A 22,261-nucleotide genomic window follows, 5' to 3' on the forward strand; every position below is an offset into this window, starting at 1 on the left:
TTTAATTTTCTTTTTCCTTTTTTATTAATCATTTTCGTTCTTGATGTTTTATATCCTTAATATGTCCTAATTCAAGATAAATAACTTTATCCGCAATTTGTGCAACATCAGCATCATGTGAAACAATAATTATCGTAGTTCCATAATCGCGGTTGATTTCTTGAAGAATTTTTAAAACAATTCATCCTGTTTTCTCATCAAGAGCGCCGGTTGGCTCATCAGCAACAAGAATATCAGAATTTTTAGCTATTGCTCTTAGGATAGAAACACGTTGTTGTTGACCACCCGACATTTGTGAAGGGTATTTAAACATACATTCTTCAAGGTCGAAATCCTTAAATAATTTCTTAATATCCAAATGTTTTGACTTGTCCTTCTGCAAATAAGCGCCGGTCTCAACATTATCATAGCTATTTAGATTTTGCAATAAATTATAGTTTTGAAAAATAAATGAAATATTATCACGTCTAAATAGCGTTTGTCTGGATTCATTTAGATAAGGCAAATTTATATTATTAACAATAACCTTACCACTAGTTGGTCTATCTAGTGCACTTATTATATTTAAAAGCGTCGATTTTCCTGACCCTGATTTACCATACAATATTGCAATTTCGCCCTTTTTTATGGTTAAAGATACACCTTTTAGAACATCGGTTGCAACGTTTCCTGATAAATAAGTTTTCTTAACATCAAAAACTTCAACAATATTGCCATCGCTATTCTTTTCCTTTTCTAATCCATCTTTTTTTCGAGGTTTATTATTTGCTAATTTATATTTTTTTAGCGTTGCACTATCTAATGGATGTCCTGATATTCCATCAGCATTCGAAGCTATTGATGTCTCTTTTTTATTATTCATGGAAACATTTAAATCTTCATTTTTAGATTCAACTTTTTTATTTCTTCTTCACATTATTTTCCTTTCAAGGTGTCAATGGCCTTAATTTTATTTAAACTCTTTCAAGTAGCCATCGAGGTCAGAATAAACACTGTTAAGCAAATTGCTGCTGAGATAATAATTGTTGAATAGTGTAAAACAAGTGGCAAGACAATTTGAGATGTAGCCATCATAAATGCATTAAATACCGAAATCAATAGTAATGTTGCAGGTATCATTAATAAACAAGCAAATATTATAGTCGGAACAAAGTTAGCAAAGAATAGTGAAATCTTTTCACGATTAGTATAACCTAAAACTGAAAACGTAGCTATTGCTCTTTGATTTGAGGCAATCATAATATTAGTGATAACAATTAATATTATAATGGAAATCAATAGCGACATAACAATAAAGGCTATTAGAATAACATTTACAGTTTCAGAAATATCAGCTATAAAACCTGCTTCAATATCTTTACTATTAACGTTAAATGAGGCACCATACATAATATTTTTACCATAAATAGTATCGGGTTGTATTCCATAAAATTTCGTAAGAATACTGCGTGCTAAACCTTTAAATTCTTCATTTGAATTAGCTTGTTTTACAATCTTTTCATATTGAGATTCATTTATATTAAGAAGTCTAAATAATACGTCTTTATATCTTAATTTAGCTCCAGGGTGTGCTTCATTATAGGAATCAATATTGTGTTCATAAACAGATATATAATTGAGATCTTTATTAGATATAAATATGCGTTTAAAGAATTCTCAAACAGTTTGATCGCTTGCACCTTCAACTTCAAATGAAGAGGTCGCGCCTCAAAAACCGGTTGATGAATAAGTAGTTAAGGTATCGATTGTTTGGACTGGTGTTGTATCACTAGATAAAATACCATTAAATGCTTCATATTTTCGTCTAAAGTCTCTAGTAATTTTTTGTTTATTTTGTGGGTTTAAGAATATAGCATTTTCTAGTTCTTGTTTACGTGCGTTTTGCAAACGAGTAGTCAAGGTGTCATAACCCAAAATTTTGTCTAAGATGTCCTTTCTTGTAATAAATTCACTATTAATGTATGTTTCGGATATATCAATAACTTCAAAGGTATATTTAGTTCTTGGTGGCTTTTGATTTAACGCACGATAACTAAAGCGATCAACATGGTTTAATAAATCAAATTCAATTTTTGAACCAATAGAAAGATTGTATCTTTTTTGGGCAACAGTATTGACAATCAATGGGATTGTAGTATTTTCATTATATTGATAGTTAGCTAATTTTTGTTGTAAATCTTCATTATTAGCATTGTGCATTGAAATGAATCTACTATCACCATAATATCCATAAATCTTTATTTCTTTATTATTATATAGTGTTTTAGCATAAGTATATTTTTCATTAGTTACATCATTTCAATAAATACCACCAAATGATACAAAGAAATCAAGACCTTCAATACGACGGTAGGCATTAACCAAGAAATTACGATATTCCTGTCTATATCTCGATGTTGAAACAGATTTTGGTTTAAAGTATGTTTCATTAATGGGATCTCATTCAATAAATTTAAACTGTTCGCTAATTCTTCCGTTGGATTGATTGTTTTGATATAAAGACGACGAAGTGAAATAAAAGAAGCTCGTACGATTTTTTATATCTTCTGGCTTATTATTGGCAAGATCTTTTTGAAATTTTTCCAAATCAGTAACGGCAATAATATTTGATATGTCACTATCTTCAACATTTAAATAATCCTTACCGGTTTTTAACTTAGAAATATCAATTAAATATTGGGTAGCTTGCATTTCTTTTGATACACGCTTAAATATTTGCGCGACTCTAGCTCTTTGCGTTTCAGGCAAACTAGCATAAGTAATATCTCAAGGGCTTAATTCAACCGATAAATCAATCAAGATATCAAGTGATGATTTAGTCAATACTGTTGGTGCATACGGAATATGTGGGACATCAGTATTAAATGAACTGCCTGGTCTTAAGAAATTCGGGTTGGCATAATCAAGTTGACTACCATTTGATGAAGATGATCCAGCTAAATCATTAGGAACATATAATAATGAATTTATATCAGATTTATTATAAGTAACATAAGGCCCACCTTCAGTTGTCGGGCTTTCAAGATCAAGCTTAAATTTATAGAGTCTATCTTTATATGTTTTTGTTATAGCCTTATTAAAAATGTTGTTTGACGATAAAAAGAACATAGAAATCAACGATGTGGTTGAAAATGCTAAGAATAGCGAGAACATTTTTCAGAAATTATTTAGTGCCATAGAGGCGATAAATCTTGCTTTAACTGGCAGTTTTCTAAACATTGCTGAAATTCTTTGAGCAAAATTCCCAACCTTAACCTCAACAAGACCACTCATTAACTCAATAGGTTTTTTTCTAACAGAAATTGCTGTTATTATAAAAATTAAGAAACTAACAAATAACAACGGTGCAATTATTGTACCAAGGATGGCGGAGGTGTGAATAGGAATTATATTATTTTCAAGTGTCCAGTATGAAGACAAAACATTCATTGCTGTTCCCTGTAAGGCAAAACCAACAATATAACCAAGTAAACCACCAACAAAAGCAGGGATTCAACCAAAAGCACAAAATGCAAATGCTATTTTTGAGGTTTTATAACCCTGAGCACGCAATATTCCAACAACTTTATTTCTGGCTTCAATATATCTCTTCATAATAAAGTATATGATGAATGCAACTAAGATAGTTAAAACAGAAATTAAATAGAATGTGGCATTTTTGATTGAATTAACAATAGTTCTAATGGTTACAATTCTTATCTTTCTTTCAGGATTTATATTGTCTAATTCATCTTTTAAATAAACCTTTTTGTTAAATGAATTAGGATTAATAAGATTAATATCATTATTAAATTGCTCCTGCAATTCCTTTGGCGATTTATTATGTAAATATTTTCCATTCTCATCAACAGGCGCTTTAACTAATGCATAAGTCTTAACAGCAAAAGTTGGATATGCTGAATTTATACGGTCAAAACCCTTTGAATTAACATAAATAATTGCTTGGGTATTAGTATCTACTTGAATATTTTCTTCATTAATAACAGGATATAAATAATCAACAGTTGAATCAATACCAATGATTAAATACTCCTGCGTATTAACTTTAACCTTGTACTTTTCATCTAATGAAGAAATAAATAATTGCATAGCATAAGGGTTCGATAGATATTTGCTTATATCACCTTTATAGACTTCTTTACCGTTTTTAGATGCATAACCATAATTAACTTTAGCAACATATGAGCCTGAATCTGAATAAGAAATTAAATTTGATATTTTAATAGGTTCTATGATTTTATATACTGATTTTTCTAAAGATGAGGTAATGTTAATACCAAATAAATCAAGTCCCTTACCATTACTATTTCTTAATTTTTGATTAAAAATATAATTAAATCTAGATAGGTCTAAATCAATAGAAGTATCGTTTTTTGATTCAACATAATAAGCAGAATTTTCAAAATTTTGTGTAATTGCTTCAATTTGATAAAATATATCCTTAACATTCGAAGACTTAAGATTATTTAAAACTTTTTTAACAATATAAGCAATATTGCCTTCGTTTGGATTTGGACTTAAAATATAATATAAAGGAATTTGAGGAAAGCTTAGTAGTGTCAAAGGATTTAATAGATTATTAGGAATATTTAACAATGATAAATGATTATTAAGTCTTGAATTTTCAATAACCTTTTTGAATGCCAAATCTAGTTCATAATCATCTTTAATTAACGGTTTTATAGGAGTTTTGTCATTAGTTTCAAGGAATGAATCAAGAAACATTTTTAATGAATTATTGTAATAAGTTGGAATTTGCGAGGCTGTTGCAATGTAACCAAAGTTATAAGTAAGTTCATTTGAATTCTTAATTAAAAGGTCAATTATTTTATCAATAGTTTTAGTGTCAATTCCAGCATTAATTAAATTAGATTTAAATAAATTAATACCTTGCGATTTTTTCAATAAAGAAATAAGTTCACGATTTGCTAAATTAGTATGTGCATGAGCATAAGGAATTTTTAAAAGTGTTGCTTGATACTTATTATCGCTTCCCAATATTCCCAAACTAGGAATTGGATTAATAACTTTATCGAAGTTTTGCATTGCCTTAACAAATTCAGGATTTAGCGCTAGTTTATAGATTTCATTTAGAACAAGTTTAATTTGTGCATAAGAAAGTTTTTTAGCATATTGCTTTTCAATAATCTTTTGTCCAGTATTTTGATCAATAGATATTTTATCTTCAATACGCTCAATTCTATTCAAAAAATAAGCTATCTTAATCCATATGCTATATAAAACAAACATATTTTTAATAATTGATTCCTCACCATTCGCAAGAAATGATGAACCTAGATATTTAGCTAGAAAATTATGCAAGGTTTTTAGAATTTCTATTTGTGATTTTTTATCTTTAGCATTTGAATCAATAATTGCTGATAAATAGGCTAAATCAGCATATGATTCAGGCTTTTGGTTTTTGTCTTCTAATATAAAGTCGAACTTATTATCCCTTGGTTTAAGAGATTTGAGTTTTAAAAGAGATACAAAATTAAAATATTTTTCAAGTTTAGCAAGTAATTTTGATAGATTATTTAGCTCAATATCATTAACAAGTGCTTGCTGTTTAACAAAATCAAACTCAGATTTAGTCAATTTTAATAAAGTTTTAGAATTTATTGCTTGTTTTACCTTCGCAATAATCTTTTTGATATCAACTAAATCAAATTCATTAATAGGAACATTATATGACGAAGGAATAGAAAAATTGCTAGACAAATTATTTGGCAATGCTAATTTAGGCAAAATAGCCAAATCTAGTAATGAAATTTTTCCTTCTTCTTTGGTTGGAATAGAAATATTTAATTCTTTAACCAAACTTTCTGTTTTGTTTGAAAAGTTAAAAATTTTAATAATCGCATTTTGAATTTGAATAATTTTGCTTGCTGAAATTTCATTTTCGCCAACAAGGTTTAGAGAGGACATAAATGCTGCCAAATAATCAGATTGATTTAAATATTCAGTATTGTAATCGTTATAAATTTTATTATTAGCTGTAATTGGATATTTATTAATCTTAATTAATTTATTAAGTGAATTAGTGAATTGTTCAATATTTATATTTGAAAAAATACTAAATAGTCCTTCGTTAATATTCTTATATGAGCCATCTTTATTAGCGTCTAAGGCTTTAAAGAATTTTTTAGCCTCATCCTTCGTATTTTTATCTAAGTCTTGATTTATATTTTTATATGCTTGAACTCATTTTTGGTAGTAGCTGCTTTTTTGCTCTGGATCAAGTATTTTGCTAAAATCTACTAAATTAAAAAGGTTCTTAATGGATTTTTTGAATTTTTCTTCATTCAATGAACTTAATAAAGAAATAATCATCCGTTCATGAGACATTGTTCAATATGTATCATTTACCGCAGTAAACGGTTTATATGGATGGCGATCGTATCAATCGTTTATTATTGCTGAAAATTTAACAAAATCAATTGATGAAAATATTTCGGTTAAAATATCGAAAATTTTTTCTTTATCTCTTATATAAACAAATAGATCTTTTAATGAAATCTTGAGTTGTGGAATAATGTATAAATTAGAAAAATTTAAAATTCCGCTTAGATTATTTATTTGTGAAACAAGATAGTTTTCCCTTTCTTCATTAGTTTTAGCCGATAGTAAATATTGTTTTTTAAAATATAAAAATATCTTTGCAAAGAAATTATGAATGAAAGCATTTGCATTTATATTTATGTATTCAAGATTTTGGTTATTATCTTGCGGCAGAGGTTTAACTAAAAATTTAATAATATCTAAAATTGTTTTTTCTAAAATAAAACGGTTAGTTTTTCCGATGGCAAGCAATGTATGTAACCCATTGCTTTCAACAGAATCGGTGACAGCTTTGAAAATACGATATACATCACGGCGATCAAATAATTTTCCAAAATCTGTATCTAAAAGAACTGAACGCAATCTATCAACTAAGGTTTTAATTGTATTTTTTTGTGTAATTTCAAGAGTTAAATCTGGTGAAATTGATCCGAATGATATTGGTAAACTTATTGCGTTTCTAAATTGAGGATTAACAACGGCTCAACCGTTTGCACCTATTTCACCACGAACAGTATAATCTTGTTGAACAAGGTAATTATAAACTTCATCCAAGCTTAAATATTCCTTGTCATTAACTAAAACCTTATTTCACACGATATCATCTGTAAAACCATCAATATTGCTTTGAACTAAAAATATATATTTATTTGGTCTAGGCATTGCAATTGCCCCAACGACAGTAGATCCTCCGGGGCGCTTTATTTCTGGCGTAGCAGTAGTTAAAACCAATATTTTTCCATCAACTAGGGTTGGAATTTTTGTGTTTTCAAGAAAATCATAGTACTTTTCAAATCTTATATCCGCATTAAAATATTCATTATTTGGCGTAAAATTACGAAAAATAGTTTCAACTAACGACCTAGTATAAACAGCAGGAATTTTAGTTATAAGATTGCTATTTTTATCTGGCTTTAATAAGAATTTATCAACATTTTCATTTGAAATACTTGAATGCAAAATAGATGGATTAAGACTTTCGTTATATAACTTACCGACATTATTTTCAAATCCTAGTATTTTTTTATCCTTATCACCAATATTAACAAAATGAAATACATTCTTTTTTGCATTGCCTTCATTAACTGTTTCAACAGTGATGGTTTTTCTAATACCTAAATTATCTTTACCAACAGTTTTTTTAATATCTTCTAGTATTGAAGAACGAGCAAAACTTAAAGCATTATTACGAATAAAATTTTGAGCTACATTAAGCTTGCCAACATTTGATACATCTTGAAATTCTTCATCACTTAATGGCTGCGATCCTAATTTATTAAATTCTACTTGCTTAATATTTCATAAATTAAAGGCATCAAGGTTTTGCTTATTTTTAGGAATTCGTGTATTTTCTTTCCCTCCACTTCACGGCTGTTTAAAGGTAACATCAATATCATTTTTATCAATTGGAACCGTTTGCACAAAGGTTTGTTTATATTTATTTCCAATACTATAGGCAGTGGTTATGGTCTTATCTCAATAAGAGAAATATAAATGCTGCTCATATTCTTTGGGTTGATTTTTGCTAAATTGCTCAATAAATTTAAAGTACGATCCTTTTCAATTGGACTTATCTTCTTGATTGCTTTCATTTCAATTTAAAATGTAACGATATCAATTATATGAAACCATTCGCTCAGCTCTTCTTATTCATCCTTCCGGAATTTTATAAGTATTATTAGAAGCTAGTTCGATATATAGAGGAGAATTAGAAACTATTTTATTTACATTTGCAAATGTCCCGAATTTAAAATCATCAACAAGGATATCATCATTAATAATATTTCATTGTGTTGTTTTTTGGTTGCCAGCAATTTTAATTTTTGCATTTTTAGCTTTTTCTTCATTAAAATATCACTTTTGATCATTTGATTTTTTTTCAAATCCCATTAATTCAAGGACTTTATTAGATTCAATAACATATAAAACACCTTCTGCTTTTCATTCATCATAATCTTGGGTCAAAAATGATGCTTGCTTAGTTACGGTATTGATATAAAGAGGCGAGGATTCTACAACGCTATCTTTAATTGTTTGTTGATTAAAAGGTCCTTTGGGACCATATGATATAGTTAAAATATCACCTAATTTTACTTTTGTTTTAAATCTTATTAAGTCATCGGTATTAACTCTGTTTACTTTAGTTACCAAAGAATATTTATTTCCCTCTTTTTGATAAACTTTAAATTTTCTATTTTCACCTGAAAAAGTAAATTCTCTAATCTTTTGGGGATTAGGGTTTTCTTTATTAATCTCGAATCTGACACTTGAAACTTGACCTGAAAGTTGTTCATAATATAATTTTAAAAAGTCTTCAGTCTTCAAATAATATTTAGGATTGGTGTTTCAATTTTCAATAGTATCTTTTATGTTAATAAAATTGTGCTCGCTTCCCGGCAAATTAATCGTATAAGAAACATCCGAACCATTTTTAGATGATTCGAATTTTATTGGCGAAGTAATAACACTATGATTATCCTTATCAATTTGATTATATCCATGGCTAGGGATGACTCCTGAAGGATTAATATCTAAATCAACAGTTAAATCATGCAATTTAGAAACCTTATCATATGCATTTATTGTTCGTGAATATGAAGTCTTAACATCATTTAACAAAGTAAATAAAAATGTTGTTAAGAAAATTAAGATTGTTAAACAAATTAATGTAACTTTGTTTTTAGCAAGTGACCTAAAAACTTCTTTAAATAATCTCTTCATCTCTCACCCCTTCCCAAACTTTGTAATGTTAATTATATAGTTTATTAAATTATTATTTAATAAATTTTTTTAAATATGCAACAAAAAATTCTGCTCATGTACATAATGAGCAGAAAATTTAAATTTATTTTTTGGAATTTTCTTTAATAATTATCGACCATTTTCTTGGGATAAAATTAGGGGTAGGAATTTTTTTTTCATAATAAACCAAGACATTATCGATAGTAAAAAATTTATTTAAACATAAAGTATTAAATTTAATTTTTAATATATTCTTAATATTTCTAGAATTATCAATTTCCTTTTGAAAATTAGTTGATTTTAAAAAACAAAAAATTGAGCCTATTTTTCCAACATGATGAGATATTTCAACAAGATTCTTTAATTCTGAAACTGCTCTTGCGCTTATAAAATCAAATCTTTCCTTTTCTAATGATTCTTCTGATCTTATTTTAAGAATCCTTACATTTTTTAAATTACATTTTTTGACTACAAGCCATAAAAAATTTACCCTTTTTTGCATCGGCTCATAAATTGTAAGATTAAAATTTTGACTATATATTAAATAAGGGATAATAGGAAAACCTGCTCCTGAGCCAATGTCAAGAACCTCCTTATTACATAGATTTGCAATATTTTTATTTATATTTTTAAAAATAAGAATTGATTCTATAATGCCCTCTTTAATTAATTTTTCACCGTAGAAACCAGTTAAATTATACTTTCTATTTTCTTCTTCAATTAACTGATAATATAAATAAAGTTTAGCAATTATGTCTTCATCTTCAATGCAAAGATATTGAGTTATAATTCTTCTAAATTCTTCCATTACTATATTCTTTATAAATTTCACTTATTGATGTGCTATTAGTATTAGCCTCAATAACTAAACCAAGAAATTCGGCCATTGATAATTCTTTTAGCTTCTTAAAATGTGATAAATGCGAGTGATCTACTGAATTAGTTATTATAACTTCATCAATGATAGGATTGCTTTCAAACATTTCAAAACCTCTTGAAAATAACCCGTGTGTTGCAGCGATAATAACTTTGTTAGCGCCTTGTGCCTTTAGTGTTTCTGCGGCATGTATAATAGTTCCACCAGTATCAATAATATCATCATAGATGATTACATTCTTACCATTAACATTACCTAAAACGCCCATAATTTCAGATACATTTGGGCCAGTTCTTCTTTTATCAATAATTGCAATTGGTTCATCGGAATTTAGGCATTCTGATAATTGACGTGCTCTAACTGCGCCGCCATGATCAGGAGAGACAATAACAAATTTATCTTTTCTTTTTCTTAATTCCTTAGCAAAAATAAATTGACCTCTTAGATCATCAACAGGAATATTAAAAAAGCCTTGAATTGATGCATTGTGCAAATCAACAACAATAATTTTATCAGCACCAGCAGTTTCTAATAAATCAGCAACAAGTTTGGCTGAAATTGGATGTCTGCCGCTTGTTTTTCTATCTTGTCTTGCATAACCATAATAAGTAGTAACACAAATAATTCTTTTTGCGCTAGCACGCTTCAGTGCATCAATAAATATCAAAAGACTCATTAAATTATCATTGACTGGTTTTCCTGTATTGTTGATAACAAAAACAGTTTTATTTCGAACAGTTTCGTCGGGATAAACTAAATTCTCGCCGTCAGCAAAAACAACTTTATTAACCTTTTTAACATCAGTGTCTAAATATTTAGCAATTTCATTAGCTAGTTTTTCAGAATTATCCATCCCAAAAATAATTACATTTTCATCTAATTTTTTCATTTTTTTTAGCTTAAATTTTCCTTCCCTAATTTTTAATATTAATTTTAATATATTAATGTGTTAATATTTAACTTTTTCTTAGATTATTACAAAATTAAAAAAATAAGCCAAGTTGACTTATTAATTATAAGAAATGCTTATAGATCTTACGATAAATAATTTTGGTTATTATCACAAGAAATGTATAGGTCGAAAGCAACAGTGCAAGCCAAGCATAAAATATCGAGGGTAGCGGTGCTAGTTGCAAGGAAGTATTTAGCTTTGGAATATAAGGAAGAGCAGTTACCAATGCAACTCCGGTCAAGGTTGAAATAATCACCGGAGTAGAAGCGTTAGATTTAATTAGTGGCACTTTATCAGTTCTTAATAGATGAATAACAAAAGTTTGTGTTCACATTGAGATAACTAATCACCCAGCTCAAAACATCAATCTAAATTCTTTTTGTTGTTCAAGAGATAAATTACTATAATCACTAATTTTGGTAAATGTTGTTTGTTTAATTGCTTGTGGAATGATAACAAAAAATAATAAACAAAACGACATAACATCAACAATCGAACTAGCAGGGCCAAATCATAGCATAAATCGCCAAATAGACTTATGTCCCCATTGCCGCGGAGATTGAATAAATTCTTTATCTACATTATCTCACGGAATTGTTCCACAACAAAAATCATAAATTAAATTTAAAAAAATAATTTGCACAGGTGCTAAAGGAATAAATGGAAGCATAATTGAGGCTATAACTACGCTAAAAATGTTTCCAAAGTTTGAGGACACAGTCATTTTTATATATTTATTAATATTGGCATGAGTTTTTCTTCCCTCAACTATCCCTGTAGCCAAAACATTTAAATCTTTTTCAAGAAGAATGATATTAGCTGACTCTTTTGCAATATCAACTGCTGTATCTACAGATATTGATACGTCAGCAACCTTCATTGCTGGTGCATCATTAATACCATCACCCATGTAGCCAACAACGTGACCATTATTACGCAAAATGGTAATTATTCTAGCTTTTTGATCGGGGCTAAGTTTAGCAAAAATTTGTGTCTTTTCGACTTCGATTGCTAGCTCGACATCACTAAGTTTAGTAATATCTTTTCCTAGCAATATTTTTTCATAAGGAATGCCGACTTTTGAACAAACTGCCTTTGTAACCAGTGGATTATCACCAGTTAGTATTTTTACTTCTACGCCCAAATTATGTAACTTCTTAATAGCATCTTCAGCAGAATCTTTCGGTGGGTCTAAAAATGTTAGATAGCCTATTAAAGTCATATCTTTTTCATCGTTTACACTCAGCTTTCCGACAGCATCAATATTAGACTTTTTGGAAGCGACAGCAACAACTCTCATTCCTTCTTCACTAAATTCCTCAACCTTATTCAAAACTTTACGGATTACCTTTTTATCAAGAGGAATTACTTTTCCATCTAAATAAATTGTGCTACATACATTAATAATTTCTTCAACAGCTCCTTTAGTAATCAATGTAACCTTATTATTTTTAAGAGACTTTACAAGCACTGACATACGCTTTCTATTGAAATCGAAAGGAACTTCATCAATTTTCAAATAATGCAGTTCAAGATTATCTAATGATTTTTGTTCATCAGCTAAATCAAGGGTACGATTAATAATCGATTTATCTAGTAGGTTTTTTAATCCCGTTTGATAATAAGAATTTAAAAAAGCATACTTTAAAACATGATAATCCTCTTTCCCATTAACATCAAGGTGCCTTTCAAGAATAATTTCATCTTGAGTTATTGTTCCAGTCTTATCAGTACATAAAATATCCATAGCACCAAAATTTTGGATAGAGTTAATATTTTTAACAATAGTTTTTGCCTTCCCCATTGCGATTGAACCTTTTGATAAACAAGCAGTTACAATCATTGGCAACATTTCAGGGATTAATCCGATAGCAATAGATATACCAAATAATAAGGCATTAAATCATGCATTGTTTCCTTCAATCTTTTGATGGGTTAATCCAACAATTAAAAAAATGATAGGAATAACAAAAGCAATGATGCAGGTTAACATTACAGAAATTTTTTTAATACCCTTTTCAAAGTTAGTAGGGACTTGTTTTTCATTTAATTTTGAAGCCACCTTACCAATGACAGTATCATTTCCAACTACTAGCACCAATGCTTTTGCTGAACCAGAAATAATGTTTGAACCCATAAAAGCAAGATTGGGTCTATCTGTCAGATTATCATAATTAGTTTGTGCATCAATAATACTATATTTTTCAATTGCATCGCTTTCGCCAGATAATGAGGATTGCGAAACAAATAAGTCTTTTGCCGCAATAATTCTAACATCACCAGGAATAATATCACCAGCTGCTAAATGGACAATATCACCAACAACTATTTCGTCCATCGGTATTTCCTTTAGAACCCCATCACGCTCAACCAAACAAGTTGTCTCAATAATTTCAATAAGTTTATTGGCACTAGAAGCAGATTTTTGTTCTTGAATAAAGTGAATAATACTGCTGGCAAAAACTATTACCAGAATAATAATGACAGTTATATAATTAACTTCATTATACTTACCACTGCTTATTGGCAATATAATATCGACTACAGCAGTAATAATTGTAAGTATAAAAAGAATAATATTAAACAAATTAAAGAAAGAGCGGATTAATCTTTTTCCAGCAGTGTCAGCCCCTTTTTTGGAAATTTTATTTACACCATATTCATCGCGGTTTTGCTCAACTTGTTTTTCAATCTTGATACCATTTTTAGAAGATTTATATTTTTCAAATAAAAGTTCTACATCACTAATAGATGCTTCAACTAGTCGCTTATTTATCGGATTATTTTTTGCCAAATCTTGCTTAGATAATTTAATATTTTGACTTTCAATATTATTAACCTTTGCTTTCTTCATTATTCACCTCCTTTATATTTAAAATATGTTTAAGGAAGCAGTAATTCTACATAATTAACAAAATGTGCTTAGTGAAAACACAATATTTGTACTACTTCGATCACTACTTTGTGCTTCCATTAAGTCACCTTTCCATTTTATATTTACTTAATTTTACATTAAACAACAATTTAAAAAATAAAAAAGTAATAAACATACCTCTTAATATCTAACTTTCATATAACTGTTCTAATTCTTTTTCAGAAAGATTATAAAGGTCTCCGTTTTTAACTATTTGACCATTATTAATAAAAATATATTTAGAAAAATTATTTCTAAGGACATTTAAATCATGAATATTAACTAAAACTGTTGTGTTATATTTCATATTGATATTTTTTAAAATTGACATTATATCCTTTGATGTTTTAATATCTAGTGAACTAGTTGGTTCATCAGCTAAAATAATATCAACGTCTCTTAGCAAAATTTTTGCTATTTCAACACGTTGTTTTTGGCCGCCTGATAAATCAGAAATTTTTGTAAAGATCTTATCTAAAATTCCTAAGGAGTCGAGAACATTATAAATTTCTTGTTTTTGTGATTTAGTTATTATTTTTAACAAGGAAAATAACACATTTTTATATTTTGAATAAAAATGCAAAATATTTTCATAAACATTTAGCGACTCAATAAGATTTGTTTCTTGCGAAAGATAACCAACTCTCTTTACTATTTTTTTTCATTGTCGTTTTGAAATGTTCTCTATATCATATTCATTAATAAAAAGTTTGCCTTGACTAGTTTTTAGTTGTTTTAGAATGGCATTAAACAATGTAGTTTTTCCTGAACCAGATCTTCCTATAATAGCAATCATTTCACCTTGATTAATTAACAAATTTATATCATTTAATATATTCATCTTTGATCTTGGATATGCGGCATAGTAATGCTCAAATTGAATTTTCTTCATATTTTAATATTATATTGTAATTTTTAACATATTAATATAACGCAATTATGCAAAAAATAAATTTACATCATATTAATATTAGCAAATAGGCCTGCCATCATAAATTCTCAATAAATTAGACTTAAAAGACATAAATAAAAAAACTCCCAATTAAAGAGAGATTTCCATGTTTAAACAATAGCTTTAATCATTACTTAAAATCTGGTTCTATACCTAAATTTTTAAGAATTTCAACAACAGTTTCCTTCATTTCCTTTGAAAATGAATCAAATATGGATTGTTCATCATCTGTTAATCTAATTTTTGGTAAATGACGATAACCATTTCTTCCTAAAATTACAGGTAATCCAAAATAAACACCACTATTTTCATACTCTTGTGGGAGTTTAACTCCTAATGAATAAATTGCTTGACGATCTGTTAAAATTGATTGCGTAATTTCGGCTAGGTTTTCACCAATTCCAAAATTTGTAATTCCTTTTCCAGTAATAATTTCAAATGCTTCATCCTTAACTTTTTGATTTAATTTTTGTAATCATTCTTCAGAAATTGTATTATTTGCTAATCAATCCTTTAATGAACCAAGTCCTATTCTTATTTTTGAAAACGGAATTAAACATCTTGCTCCGTGTTCTCCAATAACGAATCCAGTAATCGATCCTGCCTTAACATTAATTTTTTCAGACAGGAATTTTTTCATTCTAGCGGTTTCAAGAATTGTTCCAGATGATATAACTCTTTCAGGAGCGAATTTTGTGATTTGTTGATATATTGAAGCCATAATATCAACCGGGTTTGAAGCAATAATAGTAATACCATTAAAACCTGATTGCTTTATTTTTGTTCCTATTTCAGCAATTAATTTAGCATTATCTGTTAATAATTCAAGTCGGTCTTTTAAAACTCCATTCTTCGGTTTTACCGATGCAGTAATAACAATGATCTCAGCATCTGCTAAATCTTGATAAGTTCCAGCCACAAATGTTGAACCGCTTTGTAACATCGAACATGCAGCATCATTCAGATCTTTAGCTTGTGCTTTTGCATATTCAACAAAGGCATCAACCAATACATAATCAGCCTCAATCGATTTATTCAATGAAGCATATAAATAGGCCGAACCAACGGCCCCAACGCCAATAATTCCTATTTTAGTCATTTTTTTGTCCCCCCATTAATTCGTTAATTTTTTTAGCCATAACGATATTAAACGTTTTTAATCCAGTTTCTTCAAATGGATCTATCTTCATAAGATGTGCACTCATTATTGATGCACGATGAATAAAGGAAACAATTCAACCCAATGTTTTGTCCTCTAAATCGCTAATAACTATATCTATAAAAGGTATTTGAATACCTAGATAATAATCCTTAGTTGCTTGCAATAATGCCTTATTTACATTGTTAAATGTTTTCTTCATTAAAAAATTAAGTTCATTGCCATCATTGTCATTAACAATAGCTATATTGAAGTCAAACATGGGATTTTGAACCAAAATATGAGTATTAAACATTCTTCTTTGCTTATTATAAAACAAATTAGCAAACGTTTTAGTATCAGAAGGATGAATAAATGTGTTAACCTGTATTCCTTTATAACTCCGATATGAAGACGAAACCAGATACATAGCAAATAAATCATTTAAACATTTATAAATTTTAGATCCCGAAACAATATTCTCAATTGCAAAAATGTCTTTCTCTTCATGATTGCGATCTTGTTTATTAAATATATATCTAACTAGAGCGTAACGATATGCACTATTATTTTCTAAATTTGTGTTACTAAAATATTCATTTGCTTCTTTTGCACCTTCAATATAATCATCAATGTCAATATTAGCACAAGCAAGAGGTAATAAAACTGCTGCTGAATAGTTTAAATATCTTTCAGGGGTATTATCTAATAAAACTAAATGATTATAATTTTTTGTTTGAACAAGATTGAATAATTTTCCATAGTTGTTATTAGTTGTTATAAAAATATAATTTGTTGCATTATTTCTGCCAACCTGTATATTAAGTAATGTAACCAATTCTCTAAAAACAATTAAGCTCTCAATATCCTCTCCATTTTTTGATATAACATTAATTGCAAATGACCTATTTTCTAAATATTGAATTAGGTTTAAGATATCTATTCCTTCATAACTTTCATCAACATACATAATCTCAATTCCACAATTGTTTCTTAAGCGGGAATTCGCTAGGCCTATTATACTCTTTGATTGAATACATATATGTTGTGGAGCAATGACAACAAAGGTTTGGATTTTTTCATCATTAAAAAATTTGACAATTTTTTTTATCTTTGAATAATCACTCCTTTGGATATTTCTATCAATTTCAAAAAAACCAAAATTTTTATATCCTTCAATTTCTTTGGATTTTATTTTATCATTAATATCGTTAATAATATCCTTATATTTACCACTAAATAATTTAGAGTCAATAACCTGATCAGATAAAAAATCTATCTTACTTTTAATCGCCATAATGTATTCCTTTATTTGTAAAATCAAGCAATTTATCAAACTTAGCGCCATTTTTATCAAGTTTAAAACTAAAAGGATTTCTTAATTCCTTTGGATGAATTTGCTTAAATGAAAAAATAAGTTCACCATTTGCTGCTATATCAATAATTATTAGTTCTTTAATGTCATTAATCTTAAAAAATGAATTCAAATTACTTATATAATAATCACTAACTTCAGAAATGCCTAAATAACCAACATGGTTGGTTTTGGTTATAAGAGTTATAAATTTGCTTGAAATTTTGTAAACTTTTGCCTTTATTATTTGACCGACTGAATAACTCATCTTTTTCCCTTTTAAATGTACTTAGTAGCATATAAATTATATGCTAAATAACAAAAAATAATTATGATATCCAAAGTATATTTTATATTTTCAAAGCAAAATAGCATATCTATAAAACTTACTCTTAAATTCAATATTAATTACAACATAAGTAAAAAGACATTTTTTCCTTTTTGCAAACTAAAAAGTACTATAATTGAATCATAAATTTATGAACAGGGGTGCCCATTAAGGCTGAGAAATACCCTCGTTAGCTGATCCAGATAATACTGGCGTAGTGAGTTCTTATTTTTTGGTCATCATCCCTTTTTAATTAAATTGAAGGGATTTTTGTTTTATGAAAAATAAAAAAATAGCGTTTATACTAAGCCTAAGCACTCTAATGTCCACATTTGCCTTTATTTCTATTGCGTGCAGCGCAAAGCAGGATGCTAATTTAACATTAAAATTTGTTATAAATGAGCCTTTTTTTGGTAATAAAAAACATCTATTTTTTAGCAAAATTTTATCTGAATTTAAAAAGAAAATAAATAAGGATGCAACAATTAAAGTAAGATACGTTTCAGCAAATAATGATATAGCTGGTATTGTTAGAAAAAAAACAAGCAACATTGCTATCATTACGACTCCTTTATTTATCAGAAACAATGATCAAAATATTATTCCTATCTTGCAAACTATGACTAGGGCATTTAAATTTGATAAAAGTTTTAATGATAGCTACTCAGATGGATCAAACACTGACAAATTAAGAATTATTGCTGCTAAATTACAAAAATTGTTTAATAAAAAATCATATACCGCATGAACCGATGAAGAATATAGTTGGAATGGAAATATATACGAATATTTCTATGCAAAAAATAATGAATTAGTTGAATACTATCGTGGCATTATAATGATTCAAGGCACAAATGAAGAAAGAGAACAAATTAAAAAAGCATGAGACAATAAAGATTGAAATACTTTTAGAAATTTTGGTATTGTGACCGGTAAGGAAAGCAGCGGTTCAAAATATATTCTACAAGAAGCATTATTCAAAAAGCATTTTAATCTAGAAAACAATAAATTTAATTCTTTTGCTGAAGATAAAATAAAAAATATCGAAAAATATACACAAGGAGAAGCAAAAAATATAGCGAATGGTTCACTTAAAAAATATCATATTGTTTTCGATGAAATGGCCTCGTTTGCCTATCGCAATAATAAAAGGGGCAAGTTTTACACCCCTGATGATGGGAATGTTAAAATTGAGTTTTTAACGGCCACTGATCCACTAAAGTATAATGTTGTAGTGGTTAATAAAGATGATTTCAATATGGAACAAATAAACTATTTAAAAAATATAATAATAAACTTATGAAGAAATAACGAAGATGATTATGGTCCTACCGTAGGATTTAATGGCTACAAAATAATTAATGATGTTGATAAGGAAGTAATACAACCTTATAATAAAATATTTAGTTAATATGTGATTAAAAAGAAACTTTTTTAAAGAACAGTTAAAATTAGGCAATACTATTTTAAAAAACGGACCATATCGGCTAGTTTGAAAAATAGCATTTTTTGTTTTTATTATTTTATTAATTATAGCTTCAATCTATATTGTTAATTTTAGTTTTGCACCATCAGGTATTAATCTCTTTATTAAAAATTTAAGGGATTTTTTTTCTCCAAGTAGTTTTAGCAATATATATAAACAAAATCTCTTTTATATTTCTTTTTTGTTTTTATGAAATAGTATAAAAATAATTTTCCTAAGTACAATTATTGGATTCATGCTTGCATTTCTCACTTCGTATTTTTCTAATATTAAAACCAATAGCAAATATATAGCTATTCCATCTAAAGTTATAGTAATTGCTTTAAGAATTTTTCCAGAATTGTTTTTTGTATATTTATTTAAAATTTCTTTTGATAAAAAACTAGCGATAGCATTAATTTTTTGTTGATTTACATGACTTTGATTGCATGAGTATTTTTCACAAATAATTGAGAATGCTAATTTTAGTATTTTTTATCATTTGGTAAAATCACAGCACTCAAGACAAAAGGCTTTTTGAACAGAAATATGACCTCAACTTAGAAAAAAATTCATAAGTTACTTCATCTATGCATTTGAAACAAATTTACGTTGGTCAGCAATACTAGCTAATATTGGTTTTTTAGGGATAGGAATTTTAATAAATCCTCAAATTCAGCCAATAAATTATACAGAACTAATAATACCTTTGTTAATACTAGTTTCCTTCTTGTTTTTAGTAGAAATTATTAGTGAAAATATAAACAAATTCCTATTTGAATCTCGAAAACAAGATAATATCAATTTTAAGAAATATCAAACCAATAATATAATCAAAAAAACTTTTATTTCACTATTTATTTTACTTACCTTTGCGCTAATTTGCGTAGCTATAAAAGATTTAGCTCATGAAAAATTTTATGAGACCGAAGCTACTAGCTTTTTAAATAATATGTTTAAGGGGAGTTGAAAAGATATAATTTTTAGCTTTAGCGAAGATGGAATTTTTTGGATTATTATTCAATTTGCATCACTTGTATTCTTAACCTTCATTTTAACATATTTTATTTCATATTTTAGAATGCTATTAATGTCTAAATCAATAGTAGGAAAACATTTAAGTATCTTCTATAAGTATCTAAATATATTAATAAGAGCAATACCTGCTGTTATCATATTTCTAATGCTTTCTAATCTTTTTGAAGAATTGTCAGCATCATTTGTTTTTGCTTTTGGTATCCATAGTGCATCTTCAATATCAAGAAACTTATATCAGACAATTAATAACATTAGTATAGAAAAAATAAAAGAATTAAAAAAGCTAGGCTTCTCTAATTTTTTGATATATAGAAATTTTATTCGCCCAAAAATTAGACTAGATTTCATTAGCTTTGCAAGCCTAGAACTAGAAAAAATAGCTAGAAATTTTATAATTTATGGTTCTTTGTCTTCTTCATTATTAGGCCAAAAAACAAATCTAACAAGAGCAAAAGATATAGCTGATGTTTCGCCTTATTTGTGAATAGGTTTTATTATCATTGCGCTAATCAGTTTCACTTCATATTTCATAAGATTTAGTATTAAACAAAGAAATTAAAATAAAAGACAGATAATCTGTCTTTTATTTGTTTATGTCAGTCACCTGAAATGGTACGCCCTAGAGGATTCGAACCTCTGACCCAATGGTTAAAAGCCATTTGCTCTACCTTCTGAGCTAAGGGCGCTTCTGGTGCCCAGAACTGGACTTGAACCAGCACGGCCATTACAGCCAACGGATTTTAAGTCCGTAGCGTCTACCATTCCGCCACCTGGGCATTAATTGATTAATGCTTAAATATTATAATATATTTTTTAAAAAATAAAAAAAATTAATTTTTGTAAATTCTCAATTATTTTGCTACATTGCAATTCTCAATTATTTTCAACATCCTATAGTTTAAAATAATTATAAGAGGTAACGGGAAATATAAAAAAATAGAAATCCAGAATTTAGCAGATTTTAAGAAAAAAAGAAAAGATATTTATACCGATATAACTAATTAAAAAATTAAAAATAAACCAAATCGCCATAAAACACGAAGTTAGCCGTTTTACGGTCTCTAAAATTAAAAAATCTATAAATTTTAGTGGGACATTTAATGTCTCGCACAAAAATAAGGGAAATAAATATAAACAAAAGTTTAGTGATGATCTTGTAGATTATGAAATTGAAAAAATCAGATATTTTAGTTCTTTTGTTTTTGAACAACCTACAGATAGAACTAGAAATGTTACTATAACAATTTATTATAGAACAAAGGGTTCAATAATGTCTTTTAAAACGCTTTACAGACGCACCTTAAAAAGGGGTTATGAAACAGAGCACTTGCACAAGGCGACTAGAAAAGAAGCTAAAAGAAACACAAAAAATATTTTAAATAACGCAAGTTTTAGAAACAATATTTTATTATGCAATAAATAGCAGATTAGAGAATCTTAAAACAATAGAAAAAATGCAGTAATAAAAAATACCTGGAAAAATCTTTCTCCAGGTATGATCGTTGAGATCGATGCTACGCCAGACACAATGGGATTGGGTGAAACTTTTCATACTTACCACGCTATTGATCCTGCCACTGGTAGGCTTTTAGCAGTCCATATGTCTAAAGAGGAAACCAATATTGGTTATATGAATCTGATTGAAAACTTTTTAGAACACAAGGAATTCCACGGATTATAAGGACCGATAAGAGAACAACTTTTTGAAAAAGAGTCTTCATACACACCTATTGCTGAGTATTTGCGATCTTTAGGCTTTAAAGTTCAAACTTATAGTGTTTTGCAATTTAAGTCTTTTGTTGAAAGGTCTTTTAAAACTACTCAATTAAATTATCCCATATGCTTTAAAATAAAGAATATAAAACATTGAACAGAAATTAGTAAAATTGAAGACCAATTAATAGATTACTTTAATTCTATATCTCCGAAATTAAAAAGAA

Annotated in this window: 12 protein-coding genes, 2 tRNA genes and 1 riboswitch; of the genes, 3 read left to right on the forward strand and 11 right to left on the reverse strand. The window is 28.0% G+C overall.

Annotated elements, in window-relative coordinates; all coding sequences use genetic code 4:
• Position 1: 1 nt before the first annotated feature.
• From ACWXVJ_RS02065 to ACWXVJ_RS02105, 9 genes are all read right to left on the reverse strand, one after another.
• Entirely contained in the window at positions 2 to 916 is a 915-nt protein-coding gene (locus ACWXVJ_RS02065; RefSeq protein ID WP_444704803.1) for an ABC transporter ATP-binding protein, read from the reverse strand.
• On the reverse strand, positions 916 to 9,282 hold the full coding sequence (locus ACWXVJ_RS02070; RefSeq protein ID WP_455966372.1) for an ABC transporter permease: 8,367 nt from the start codon (positions 9,280 to 9,282) through the stop codon (positions 916 to 918). Before ACWXVJ_RS02070 ends, ACWXVJ_RS02065 begins: the two co-directional genes overlap by 1 nt.
• Before the next feature lie 124 nt (positions 9,283 to 9,406).
• A complete protein-coding gene (rsmG, locus tag ACWXVJ_RS02075) occupies positions 9,407 to 10,111 on the reverse strand; it encodes a 16S rRNA (guanine(527)-N(7))-methyltransferase RsmG (RefSeq protein WP_438340348.1) in 705 nt (234 codons plus the stop codon).
• Entirely contained in the window at positions 10,098 to 11,069 is a 972-nt protein-coding gene (locus ACWXVJ_RS02080) for a ribose-phosphate diphosphokinase (RefSeq protein WP_438340349.1), read from the reverse strand. The genes rsmG and ACWXVJ_RS02080 overlap by 14 nt, the downstream gene beginning before the upstream one ends.
• 124 nt (positions 11,070 to 11,193) lie before the next feature.
• On the reverse strand, positions 11,194 to 13,986 hold the full coding sequence (mgtA, locus tag ACWXVJ_RS02085) for a magnesium-translocating P-type ATPase (RefSeq protein ID WP_438340350.1): 2,793 nt from the start codon (positions 13,984 to 13,986) through the stop codon (positions 11,194 to 11,196).
• Positions 13,987 to 14,194: 208 nt separating this feature from the next.
• Complete coding sequence (locus ACWXVJ_RS02090) at positions 14,195 to 14,938, reverse strand: phosphonate ABC transporter ATP-binding protein (protein WP_455966374.1); 744 nt, start codon at positions 14,936 to 14,938, stop codon at positions 14,195 to 14,197.
• A gap of 190 nt (positions 14,939 to 15,128) precedes the next feature.
• Positions 15,129 to 16,097, reverse strand: a complete 969-nt coding sequence (locus ACWXVJ_RS02095) for a lactate/malate family dehydrogenase (RefSeq protein WP_455966376.1) — start codon at positions 16,095 to 16,097, stop codon at positions 15,129 to 15,131.
• A complete protein-coding gene (locus tag ACWXVJ_RS02100) occupies positions 16,090 to 17,433 on the reverse strand; it encodes a hypothetical protein (RefSeq protein WP_455966378.1) in 1,344 nt (447 codons plus the stop codon). Before ACWXVJ_RS02100 ends, ACWXVJ_RS02095 begins: the two co-directional genes overlap by 8 nt.
• Positions 17,423 to 17,758 carry a hypothetical protein gene (locus ACWXVJ_RS02105; RefSeq protein WP_444704808.1) on the reverse strand — a complete coding sequence of 112 codons (336 nt, stop codon included), beginning with the start codon at positions 17,756 to 17,758 and terminating at the stop codon, positions 17,423 to 17,425. The genes ACWXVJ_RS02100 and ACWXVJ_RS02105 overlap by 11 nt, the downstream gene beginning before the upstream one ends.
• A 207-nt stretch (positions 17,759 to 17,965) precedes the next feature.
• A riboswitch (TPP riboswitch) is annotated at positions 17,966 to 18,056 on the forward strand.
• Positions 18,057 to 18,095: 39 nt separating this feature from the next.
• On the opposite strand from ACWXVJ_RS02105, the gene cypl reads away from it, so the two are divergent.
• Both cypl and ACWXVJ_RS02115 read left to right on the forward strand, forming a co-directional pair.
• Positions 18,096 to 19,229 (forward strand): ABC transporter thiamine pyrophosphate-binding lipoprotein p37/Cypl, encoded by a 1,134-nt coding sequence (gene cypl / locus ACWXVJ_RS02110; protein ID WP_455966380.1) that lies wholly within the window; start codon positions 18,096 to 18,098, stop codon positions 19,227 to 19,229.
• 310 nt (positions 19,230 to 19,539) lie between these two features.
• Positions 19,540 to 20,880, forward strand: a complete 1,341-nt coding sequence (locus ACWXVJ_RS02115; RefSeq protein WP_455966382.1) for an ABC transporter permease subunit — start codon at positions 19,540 to 19,542, stop codon at positions 20,878 to 20,880.
• Positions 20,881 to 20,931: 51 nt separating this feature from the next.
• Here the strand turns inward: ACWXVJ_RS02115 and ACWXVJ_RS02120 are convergent.
• Together ACWXVJ_RS02120 and ACWXVJ_RS02125 are read right to left on the reverse strand one after the other, a co-directional pair.
• Positions 20,932 to 21,007, reverse strand: a tRNA-Lys gene (locus tag ACWXVJ_RS02120).
• Positions 21,008 to 21,010: 3 nt separating this feature from the next.
• Positions 21,011 to 21,097, reverse strand: a tRNA-Leu gene (locus ACWXVJ_RS02125).
• 719 nt (positions 21,098 to 21,816) lie between these two features.
• Between ACWXVJ_RS02125 and ACWXVJ_RS02130 the strand changes: the two genes are divergently transcribed.
• Complete coding sequence (locus ACWXVJ_RS02130) at positions 21,817 to 22,002, forward strand: hypothetical protein (RefSeq protein ID WP_455966384.1); 186 nt, start codon at positions 21,817 to 21,819, stop codon at positions 22,000 to 22,002.
• Positions 22,003 to 22,261: the final 259 nt, after the last annotated feature.

It is taken from the genome of Mycoplasma sp. 773 (assembly GCF_053851515.1).